The sequence below is a fragment of the Corynebacterium sp. MSK074 genome, from assembly GCF_030229735.1.
GTDB lineage: Bacteria > Actinomycetota > Actinomycetes > Mycobacteriales > Mycobacteriaceae > Corynebacterium.
Window position 1 is genome coordinate 1 of the sequence record NZ_JASPIX010000021.1, and the last position, 10999, is coordinate 10999.

At 53.1% G+C, this 10999-nt stretch carries 8 protein-coding genes and 1 tRNA gene; 2 read left to right on the plus strand and 7 right to left on the minus strand.

Features of this window, described 5'->3' with window-relative positions:
• The first annotated feature begins 90 nt into the window (after nucleotides 1–90).
• Complete coding sequence (locus tag QP965_RS11260; protein WP_284844955.1) at nucleotides 91–696, plus strand: hypothetical protein; 606 nt, start codon at nucleotides 91–93, stop codon at nucleotides 694–696.
• Nucleotides 697–879: 183 nt separating this feature from the next.
• Here the strand turns inward: QP965_RS11260 and QP965_RS11265 are convergent, their stop codons facing one another.
• The 7 genes from QP965_RS11265 to QP965_RS11295 all read right to left on the minus strand — a co-directional run bounded on the left by QP965_RS11265 (nucleotide 880) and on the right by QP965_RS11295 (nucleotide 10593).
• On the minus strand, nucleotides 880–1560 hold the full coding sequence (locus QP965_RS11265; protein ID WP_284844954.1) for a hypothetical protein: 681 nt from the start codon (nucleotides 1558–1560) through the stop codon (nucleotides 880–882).
• Between the two features lie 147 nt (nucleotides 1561–1707).
• Nucleotides 1708–2838 (minus strand): DUF3322 domain-containing protein, encoded by a 1131-nt coding sequence (locus QP965_RS11270; RefSeq protein WP_284844953.1) that lies wholly within the window; start codon nucleotides 2836–2838, stop codon nucleotides 1708–1710.
• The gene (locus tag QP965_RS11275; protein ID WP_284844952.1) at nucleotides 2825–6187 is read right to left on the minus strand and encodes an ATP-binding protein; all 3363 of its coding nucleotides are present in this window, start codon (nucleotides 6185–6187) and stop codon (nucleotides 2825–2827) included. Before QP965_RS11275 ends, QP965_RS11270 begins: the two co-directional genes overlap by 14 nt.
• Nucleotides 6180–6830, minus strand: coding sequence for a DUF4194 domain-containing protein (locus QP965_RS11280; RefSeq protein WP_150850728.1), 651 nt, complete (start codon nucleotides 6828–6830; stop codon nucleotides 6180–6182). The genes QP965_RS11275 and QP965_RS11280 overlap by 8 nt, the downstream gene beginning before the upstream one ends.
• The gene (locus QP965_RS11285; RefSeq protein ID WP_284844951.1) at nucleotides 6827–8299 is read right to left on the minus strand and encodes a DUF3375 domain-containing protein; all 1473 of its coding nucleotides are present in this window, start codon (nucleotides 8297–8299) and stop codon (nucleotides 6827–6829) included. Before QP965_RS11285 ends, QP965_RS11280 begins: the two co-directional genes overlap by 4 nt.
• 575 nt (nucleotides 8300–8874) lie before the next feature.
• Complete coding sequence (locus QP965_RS11290; RefSeq protein WP_005328206.1) at nucleotides 8875–9294, minus strand: organic hydroperoxide resistance protein; 420 nt, start codon at nucleotides 9292–9294, stop codon at nucleotides 8875–8877.
• 390 nt (nucleotides 9295–9684) lie between these two features.
• Entirely contained in the window at nucleotides 9685–10593 is a 909-nt protein-coding gene (locus tag QP965_RS11295) for a DUF5067 domain-containing protein (protein WP_284844950.1), read from the minus strand.
• 169 nt (nucleotides 10594–10762) lie between these two features.
• Here QP965_RS11295 and QP965_RS11300 point away from each other — a divergent pair.
• Nucleotides 10763–10836: transfer RNA gene (locus tag QP965_RS11300), tRNA-Ile, on the plus strand.
• The last annotated feature ends 163 nt before the right edge of the window (nucleotides 10837–10999 follow it).

Sequence of the window (10999 nt, forward strand, 5' to 3'; positions counted from 1 at the left end):
TAGCCGTGGCTTACCCCAACCGATTCGCGGATTACTTGTAAACCAAGCCCCCGCACACAAAGAAACGGACACTCTCCCGCAGGTGGAATCTTGCATTCTCTTGGTCTGCTCCTGAACTCTGATATTCGCTACCCGCTTACGCCATCAATACTTGCAAGGTCCGCTTTGGAGAACTCAGCATTGGTGATGTATCTGAATGAGGACGCAGATCCATGGATCAGGACTGTACGTGCAGTCAATGTTGTTGTTAACGGCTACGAAAACTCGGGTGGCAGGAATAATGCGTCACCCTACAGCGAAGCGACAGCAGATCACATAAAGATAAAGCAGGCATTCGCTTCTCAGGGGTATGGGAAATCGCAGAAACTCTTGAACTACACAGATTTGGTAGCGGAATATTTCGACGGCTTCCAGGGCGGAGAAATGTACAGCCGGTTCAATCGGTCCGTGCATCATAATGTGGTGAGACAAATTGAGCTCGCATTAGCTCAAGACAGAGATGAGCGTCAGAATGCAGTCGAAACCTTTGAAATTGCTATTCGGGCTGCAATTGCGGTCGGCGCAGCGGCATTTAGCCTTCAAGAGTTTAGACACTGCAGCGGTATCGATGTCGACCCGATCCATGCCTTAAGAGATGTCTTTGAGGACTGGAACTCTTATCTCGACCGCCTGGGTAAGCAAGGATTTGTTGACTAGCTCCGTCAGCACGCATGTAACTCGTCATGATGCTCCTATAGAGCTGCTATTGACTCTAAAGGGGGTGGTAGGGCATAATCCTTAGCAGGAGCAGCCCTACATCATGTACAGCTGCTCGACCCTCACCGAGGCTACCGGCAGGTGAGGGTCATTTTATTGTGAATTCCGGTTCGGCTTCGCGAATCATCGTTTCGGAGTTACCTCTAGAATTTCGCAATTCTCTTCCAAGTATTTTTGGTATAGAAATGTGCTTTGTCCTCCGTGGGTAAAAGTGCGCCTGTATGTAAAAGCGACGAGGTCCGGTATCCAAAGGCAAGTTTCATCGGCAGGGCTAACCCATGCCAAACTGATCCCAGAGTGCAGTAACTTTTTCTTGCGCATGCGCTTGAGGGTATTTCTGTCTTTATCGTTATCTGACTGAGAGTGGCGTGCTTCGAAAATTATGCCTTTCAGAGAAGGCTCATTCTTAGTGAGTGCAGTAACGAGCAGTTCAAGGCAATCTTGACGAGCATGCTCAATATCCTGATTTCGTTGCAGTGGTCGAAGGCAGGCTATATATTGTAAATCCTCAAAGTCATCGCATAACTTGAGCATTTCTTCGACTTTCTTCCGGCCATCACAACTGCGCATCGATTCGGTCGTATGCCAATAGTTCGACTGTGCAGTCTCCCTGAGGAGGCTCCGAGTGTTACCAAGGTGTTCGAATTTGATGGCCGTGCCGACCAAGATATAGAAAGATTCTGAAAAGTCCTCCTCCGGTGTAACGTAGCTTTCGTCGATGAAGGCAATGATGTCATCAGGTTTCGAGCGTTGGAAAATACGTAATAGGGAAGGGTGAATCCGGTCTGGCAATGGCGTCTCCAAATGAAAGATTGAATTATATGTTCGAATACTAGCTAAGCATATGTATCAGGGCCAGACAATGTTGAGAGCTAATTTGTGGAACGGTTCCGAGCTCAATTATGCGACAGCCGAGCCATTCGGTTTCCGGGCGTGATTTTAAACGTTAGATCAATCTAATTTGTGGTGGACAGCATCGCTCGCGTGTGTGAAAGGGATTCGCTCTTGCTCAATTCGCAGCCTGCCCTCGGTGAAGAGTAGACGGTAGGCTTCCTGTTCTTCGGTGGTGAGGTGAGTGAGCGTGGTTGAACCGTCGCCTGGGTCAGGGACAGCGAGGTGCTTAAACGCAGTTACGGTAGCAGTATCCATGAGCAGAGATGCGGTGTGGGGGAAGCGGGCGCGCACGGCGTTGAGAATGCTGAAGCCCGCAGCGTCGAGATCACCCCAGTAGGTGATTTCGGATTGGTGGAGCCAGTTGAGGGCGTGGAGCTGATGCGCTGCGGTGCCGGAACCCAAGACGGCAATGGTGGGCGGGGCGGCGTCCGAAAGCACAGGCAAAGCCAGAAAGGTTTGCTTATTTTCCACGATGAGCACTCGCGGTGGCCTGGTGGGGAAGAGGGATGCGGCGTGGGAGAGCGGAATCTCGAGGTCGGACACTGCCGGGGCGTGGTTGAGATAGCGAAAGCGAATACGGGCGTCGCTGCGGCGCAGTCCTAGTTCAGTGATGCCGAAAGGAGAAAGCAGGGTTAGCAGCAGGCGCCGGTGGGACCCGATCCATTTGCCATCAACGCCCTCTACGGGGACGGCGCGTTCCCACTCGCCGGAACCGGGATGGGTGAGCAACCAGTTCAAACACGGTCCCAAGCAATGCAGGTCGTAGGCGCTTAAGTCTTTCCACTGCTTGTAAGCACGGTGAACGGTGTGAGCGAAGTCAGGGTGCTCGGGGAAAATCGAGGCGATCTTTTGAGCTCTTTGAACCGCATGCGAGTATGTTGTGGCCATGCCTGCTGCGGAAGCGATGCGTTCAGGGCTATCAATTACCACGCGTACAGGCACGGAATTGGTGCCCAGCCCAGTACGCGACCAATTGCGGGACTCGTAGATAACCTCTTCCTGGTGCGGCCAGCGCTGCCAGGCGCGGATGAATTCTTGGGTCATTGGTAAATCGCGTTTGGCGGTGGCTGCCGTCGGTGGATGTAGCGGCCAGTCCAAACGGAGGGAATCCGGCGAAGATAGCGCCTCCGCAAAGTGGTTGCGCAAGTGCTTTGCCGCATGTGCTTGTAGGTCTTTAGGAATCCGCATTGGGGTCCTCCTGGGGATACGAGGCGGCGTCGATAAGTGAATAGCCTGTGCGTGCCTGTGGACGGCCATTAATGATGGGCTCGTCGTAGTTGACCACGATGGTGCCGTCGACGTAGGGCGATAATGTCTGAATCAGCTTGAATGGCGTTGCCAAAATCATGTGGAAACCAAACGATTCAAACACAGACATTGCCGTGCGGGTAAAGGCTGGATCCGCGCGGTCAAAAGCTTCGTCCAAAATGATGGAACCATAGGTGGGAACATCCTGATCCGGCTCCGCTAACCGGAAACGCAGGGCCGCAGCCAGGCAGAAGAAAACTAACTTTTGTGCCTGGCCACCAGAGAGGGAAGCAGAATCCTGATAAGTATTGGCGGTTGTTCCATCGGGGTAGCATTCGCGGCCGATGAAGCTTACGTGTTTTCGGGTATCAAGAACCAGGTTGCGCCAACGAATATCTTCCGGTTGGGTTGAACCCAAGCGGCTGAGAATTTTATCCAAAGCATGGTAGCGCCGCAACGCCGCTTCCGGCTCATCTGCGCTGATCTCGGCCAGGCTATGCGAAGTCGCGGAATCTAGATCTCGCTGGAAATCCTGTACTACCTGGCCGCGAGCGTCTTTCACATCAATTCGCAAGATACGGTCGCCATTAAAGGGTGAGCGCTCCAGCGACTTATTGATAAATTCCATACGCAGCTCGATATCGCTGCGAGCGTGGCGCAACGAAGAAGCAAGGTGAGACAGATTTTGCACCGTTGTTCCATTAAGTAGTTCCAAGAACTGAGCACGGAAATCGGCAAGGCGATCGGCCCGAAGGAACTTCAACTTTTCGATGCCCTCACCGGCAAAGTTTGCCTGTGGCTGTAAATCCGCAGATTCCGCTGGCCACTGAGACAAGTATGTGTGGAGAACGGAGACAATTTTGGCATTTATCTCCTCGATGTTTCGTGCAGCCGCGCGGGATGTATCGTGCAGGTTGTTTTGTACTGCATCGCGCCGGGAATCGATGTCATCGATGGAAAGCTTGCGCCTTCCGTTGTGGAGGGCCTCTTTGACCTCCTTGGCTATAGCTTCGTCAGCGATGGTAGGTACGGTGCCGATGTTCTGGCGACGCTGTGTGGAGCGCTGGAGATCGCCCTCAATGCTTCCAAGGTGCTTTTGGGATTGCTTAAGACGGGCACGGGCTGCAGCTAGCCTATCCTTTGCTCGATTGTGCGCGGCATGTAGGGCTTTCGCCTCGGGTGACGAGGCAAGAGAATCATATTGCCGTTGCAGATCTCGTTTGCGAGTTTCTGCAGATGCGGTATCAATATCCTGAAACTTAGTCTCTAACACCAGTTTCGCTTTATCGCGTTGAGTGCGCAGGATATCCATTTTTCGGTTTAAGTCTTGAACTAGCTTGGCGGTGGCACTGGCATGGGCTTTTGCTTCATCGAGTTGCGTGCGCAGCAGCTCAATCTTGGCGTCATTGGTAGAGCCCACCCGGTACCAGCTGGTGCCGGAAAAACGCCTGCGGTCGTCTTTAATAAAGCGGGTAGACCCATCTTTATCCTTAGGGCGGCTTTCCAAGCCATCGCGAGTAACGGCTGGGGTCTTAGTTACCTGTTCGAGAGCTGCGACTGAACTGACACATTCATAGTTAAATCGGCGTGAAATATGATGGCGGACCCACGGTGCCATAGGGTGGTCTTGGAAATCCAGCTTGTGAATGAGTTGTTGTGGGCTACGCGCAGTTGCTGGTGCGGGTGCAAACTCAGGGATGGTGCGGTATTCGAGCCGAGTCCCCACGTCCCGAGAATTGACCCACTGATTAATCGCTTTCTGTGCGCTTTCCGGAACCAGCAGGGTAGCAGCAAACCCGTGAAGAAGCTTTTGGAGGACCGGCTCCCATTCCTTCTGTTGCGGACTAATATCCATGAGCTCACCAGCAAAGGGAAGTTCTGACTCGGCGTACCCCGTATCGTGAGCGAGCTGGGACCGTAGCTCTACCAATGCTCTATCTATGTTGGTGTTTCGCGAACCGAAAGAAGCCAGTTCGCTTTTCAGAGTGGCAAACGTTGTCGCGGCGTCGCGAGCAGCTACTCCAGCCTCTTGCTGCTGATTGATGAGTTTGGCAGAGTCAGCTTCAAAGTCCGCGATGCGCAACTTCGCATTAGCCTGAAGTTCCGCAAAGCCATGCGGATTGAACTCATAATTGTCGGTCCACCGGCCGGCGGCAGCGGCCAAGCGCCGGAATTCTTTGGAGCGGTGCTCGATTTCTTTTTCAGCAGTCTCCATTTTTGCGCTTAGGGCATCGAGCTCGCCGGCACTAAGTTGAGACACAGCCACTGCTGCTAACCGCTCCGCCTCGTCGAGGTGTTTGACCTCATCCTCGAGAGACTCGGCATCTGATTGAGCCTCAGCCAATTGCGCGTTTAGTGCTCTGATTTGATAGTCCAATTCCTCCGCCACCATGCGAGCTCGGACCGCTGGTAGCGCTTCACTCATGGCCTCGGCCTTGTGCTTGGCAGATTCTGCAACATCTCGCTGCGCATGCAGACGGGGAAGGGGAGCGAGTGTGTCAATCTGTGCTTTGACATCCTCCACCCGCAGGTAAGCTTGGCGGAGGTCCTCGAATTGCTCCACAGCTTCATCGGCTCGCTCGAAAGTAGAGGGCTTGTCCAGCATGTAGCCTCGGAAGAGCTGATCCAGGCTGGACAGGGACTTAGCGGATTGAGTGCGGTGCAGGAGCACCTGGCCTAGTTCGCTTTTGATCCCAAGGCGCTTACGAAAGCGATCTGCGAACGTACTATACGTCTGTGTGAAAGATGCCCCTGGTCCCTTATATAAAGCTTTAATCTTGCGGGTATCTAGGCTCCGCGTGAGCAGCGAACTCAGCTTATCGATGTCCTCGTCTCCCTGCACCACTCCGTACAGCTTCTTAACCTGGCTCACGGAATTTTCACCGCCATTGAGGCGGAAAATGGCGATGAGGGTATGTTGCTTTCCAACTCCGTTATCGTAGGTCAGCGCCACAATTGAATTCGTTGCGCCTGTTCGCAGGTACTCGGGAGCAATCTCACCCGTCTGTGTATTTTCCTGTTGCCGCCATGCACCACGCACATAGGATACGAGATTGCGACCATCATGCCGCCCAAGGTCCTGTTGCGATGCCGCGTTAAATTTCAGATCTTTCTGCGGTACTAACACCGCCGACATTGCATCCAATAAGGTAGATTTGCCGGAACCGGATCCGCCGGTGATTAGGAAACCCTTTCTAGCTACGGGGATGGAAAAGTATCCGTGAAATGTGCCCCAGTTAATTAGTTGGACGCGGCTTATCCGGTATTGACCTGGGTAAATATTAGTCATTGGAATCATCCTCTTGGCCATTTCCTGTCTCCGCTAGGCGGGCGTACTCGTCCCGGATGGCGGTAACTGTGGCGGAATCGAAAAGCTGGCGTAATACGGGTGAAACCTCAAACCGGCCTTCAGTCTCAGTAGCGCTTAACAGGGAATATTCATTGCGGATGCGTTTGATTGCTGCATTGAAGCGATTATTGAATCCGGCCTCGTCTCGGTTATCAACCGCGCGGACGTACCCGATTCCCTCTCGCAGGTCTTCCACGTCCACGATTACACGTTCGCCAGGTAGCGCCAGCCCCAGTTCTTGGCGAAGGTTTAACAAGATGGCTGTGTCGATGTGCTTGAGCTTATCCGTGCGCAGCACCTGCGGAATAGCTAACGTTTCTTCTTCCACCATTCGGGTGAAGGCGAATCCTTCTGCTTCATCGATAACGAGCTCGAGAAATAACTCGTGCAGTCTAGCCCGCAGGTTTTCTTCGTCTGAAATGATCGCAGCCCACAAGACAGGTTCCTTCTGTGCTCGAATAAGTGGTCCTTTTAGCAGCTGTACCAACGCGCGGCGTGAGTTATACGTCAGCGTTCCTTTATCGCTATTCCAAAGCGGCGGTTCATGCTCGGAATCGACGCGGTGATTAAGTGCAGCGGTCACAATAGCTCCTCAATGGTGGTGCGGTCGAAATACATAGTGGGAATGAAGGCGGCGCGTGTTGTGCCGTTTTCTTCGGTCCAAAAGACCTTCTCCGTGGAATTTCTCAAGTCAGGCAGGGGGTGCTGATCCGCAATGTGCACCAAACCCACTACACTAGCTAAGCCTTGCGTGGCAGGGTAGGCCTGCAATACTTGGCCAATGGTGCACGGTCCCGCCTTATCGACGGCCTTTCGAATCATCTCGTGCAACTCTTCAAAGTCAATCTCTGATTCGCGCACTAGCTCGAGTAATGCTTCTGCGTTTTCCTCGCCTGGCTGGAACGCCTCAGGTGATTCCTCCACTACCTCTCGACCCGGGTTGGCTAAGCGAATGCGTGAAACGGAGTGGATGGACATACCGATGCGCTGCAGCGGCGTTTCCATTCGGTGAAAAGCCTTGAGCTCAGAGTTTTGTGCGGCATCAATGGCCATACCGCGCGCCTCCCTTAGGAGCTCAATCATGCGCCTGTCTTCTGCGAATTGCTCTGAGGAAACGTAGTTGCGCAAGCTACGCGCCAAGCCAGTCATCGTCTGGTTGACATCGAAACTCGTGTCTTCCATATCACGGAAAAGATTTCGCAGGTGCTGCCGCATTTCTGGCGCCAGCTCCTGGCCGGTATCGCTTTCTAAAACTTCTTTTATCCACTGGTCCAACCATGCACTGCGTTCCCTATCCATAAGGAGGGAATAGAATCCGCGGAAACTGCGTCCAGCCTCAGATTCAGCAATATGGTCCACGCCGGTGAAGATCTCTTCTAGCACATCGCCGCGGTATCCCTCTGGGTCTAATAACTGCCGGCGTAGTTGATGATTGAGGGCCTCAAGTTCGTGGCGCACTCGGGCGAAATCGCTCGGTACGGCCGTTGCCATATTAAGCACGTCTTGTACACGTTCTTCTGTCTCTGCTGAGGTTAAGGATTCGAACTGTCCTAAACGTGCCTTTTCAATTTCCTGGTCAATGCGGTTCCGTTCTGCCTCGAGACTGGCAACGCGACTGGCGATATCCTTATTCGTGTCCCTTGCTAACCGTTGTAGGGCCGAGCTAATGGATTCCACCCGTGATGCTGTGACGGCAGATACTGGTGACTCCCACCGCTCGATGGCCTCTAGAGCAGAAAGCGCGTCTTCGCTTGGTTCCAACGTCTCGCCGTGTGAACTTTTACCTGACTTTCTCACCAACCATCCTGCTTTTACCCAGTCAGTGCAATAATTCTGGGGCGTACGGGGCATGACAAAATCGTTGGCAATAACCTCAAAATCAGTGACCATCAACTCGTATACCTCGGCCGCTGGCCGTGCTCGGGTACCGCGGGGGAAGTACTCTGCAATCAGCGCCAAAATTACCGGCGCGTTATCAGCCGCAAGCAGTCGTACCGCCGCAGAATCGTGCATTAACCGTCGCAGTGAGAGGGCCCTAGCTTCAACAGACATGACTCGATTTTGACAGCTGTGGCGGACATGTGCAGTGGTGTCTGGTTCATTTATTCGATTTTTGGGTTTCCGAGTAGGGGTATAAAGAGGATCCGTGCGCGACATGTGGCGGTATTCGCCGTGCCGGTGACAGGTCATTTAGCCCGTCCGAATCGTCGGCGATGTGAACGACTCCCATGAAATACTGGGAATTGGATTTTTCACCGACGCCAAAGACGGAGCAGAGATGTGGGCGACCTCTGTATCGGGATCGCTGCTCTCAGCTTCACGGAGAAATCTATAGGTCACAGCTCGAGCTCGTCTGGGACTATTTTAGCGAGGTCCAAATCGATCAATCAGTGCGGTTAAGGGGAGGCCGAGAGGAACCCTAATTGTTAAAAATCGCCGGTTTTATAAAATAGGCGTTCCAGCTGGCGGGCTAATTGATAAAAACCCGCGATTTTAAAAAATAAGGTTTTCGCCTTGTTGCGGTGTCGAGGGGTCTCCGGGGCGCCGACAGAAGAGGTTGTACAAGCGCAAAATGCCCACGCGGCGCTGAAAGTAGCGCGGCGTGGGCTGGGGGAGCGGACTAGGGATTAGTCCTGTGCAACACCAACGTTGACTTCGATGTTGCCGCGGGTGGCCTTGGAGTAAGGGCACATCTGGTGGGCGGCGTCGGCAAGCTCTTGTGCTTTGTCGTCCTCAACGCCTGGGATGGTGACCTCGAGGTCCACGCCGAGGTAGAAGCCCTCGTCGTTCTTGCCCAGGGAAACGCGGGCACCGACGGTGGAGTTCTCCACGTCTACGCCCTTGTCCTTGGCTACTGCCTTCAGGGCGGAGTGGTAGCAAGCGGCGTAACCGGCAGCGAAGAGCTGCTCTGGGTTAGCGCCCTCACCGCTGCCGCCCATTTCCTTTGGGGCGGTCATGGTGAAGTCCAGATCGGAATCCTTGACTACAGAGCGGCCGTCGCGGCCTGCGCCGGTGGAGAGTGCTTCGGTGGTGTAAACGGCGTCCATGATGACTCCTTTTCTATTGGGTCTTTGTACGTCCGCCGATTGTACGCAAGAACGCTAGTCTTCGACGACGCTGACGGTGACCCTTGGTAGTGCCGCGGGTGGCGATGGGGTAGAGGTGGATTTATGAACGTTGCCGGCACTCCGATTAGTTGTGGGGCCGGCTATAGGCCGAGCCGGAAACTCGAGCCCGACGGAAAGCTGGGAAGCCCATTTGTACCGAATACATAACGGCAGTTATAAGCGAAGATGCTTATGTTGACGTGGGCTTTGGCTCGAGGAATAAATTTGTTGAAGCTCTAGTCAGGTCAACTTCCATTTTCGGGCGGAAGAAAAATGCTTTATAGAGAGATTGCTGGTGGTCGATTGGACAGCTCGGTAGAGCGGCTCAGCCTATTGCTCTAGGTCGAACGATTGCCTTCCAACTTCCTTCTGGCCGAAATTATCCTTAGCCACTAGTTGAACTGGAGTAGATTCGTCATCGAGTTCATAGGCGATAGTACCACGCGCAGTGCCACCCTTTTTGATCTCCTCAAACTCATCGTCAGAAGTTTCTGGATCATAGTATCCGCCTACCGTTAGCTCGTTAACGGTATCGGGATTATTGTCCTGAACGGCCGTGAAATAAAAGGGAAAATCTGAAGCGGTCATCTTCTCCTCAGTTTTATTTGTCACCTCGTAATTGAACACGATTAATGGCTTCTCGCCCGCTTCATTGCCGGCTCCGCCAGCTGGGATGATTTTGTGCTGATTGATCTTGATCGTGGTGCCAGGCATTTCGAGAACGCCGTTTTCGAAGCTCCGAGTGGAATCGGTGCTCTTTAGAGTGTTTACAGTGGCTGGTTCATCTTTGATCTTCTTCAGCTCAGCGGTGAAATCAGCGTCGTCGAAGGAAACTTTGAAGCTCAAAGTGTCATTTTTGACCGTGAAATCCTTTTGGTCATCCGTAGAAGCCATGAGCTCAGTATCGGTGGCTACGGAATCGCGCTGTGAAGCAACGGTATTACCAGCAGCAGCTTTGGCTGAGTCGAAGGAGCCGATCCAAAAGACCATGCGCTTTTCACCGTTATTAAATACCCACTCGACTGTGACAACGTCGTCGGTCGTGCTGGCTTCCATCCACCCATCGTCCGAAGCACTGTCAACTTGTTTCCAGGTTCCGATTGCAGTGCTGGAATCGTGTTGAGATTCAGAAGCGCTCTTATCTTGCCCGCCTGATTCTTCAGAGGACTTTTCTGCGCTGGAGCAAGCCCCAAGAGACAGTGAGGAAATGATTAGGAGAGAAGAGAGAAATCTACGCATAAAAGAATTTCTACACCCAAGGGGTAGTGTTCGCCCTAATCAACGTCGGTCATAGGGGGGTAAAAATTTCAGGAGGGTGGCATTACAGGCCGATGAATTGGTCTTTGGTGTCCCATTGACTAATCTTCTGAGGGCAGAGAATCGCCCTAGTGGGCGGTGCAATCTGTGTGGGGCTATAGCTCAGTCGGTTAGAGCTACGGACTCATAATCCGTTGGTCCCGGGTTCGAGCCCCGGTGGCCCCACAACCTAGCATTTCCCCTGGTGAGTGTTCACCGGGGGTTTGTTGTATCTGTGCTGGTCTGAAGTGTCCCAGGTTTTGTTCCGTTTAAGTAGATGGGAAAATCTGGAATATGCCAAGAAAATTTGACCAGGATGCAAAGGACCGTGTGGTCCGTCTCGTGGAAG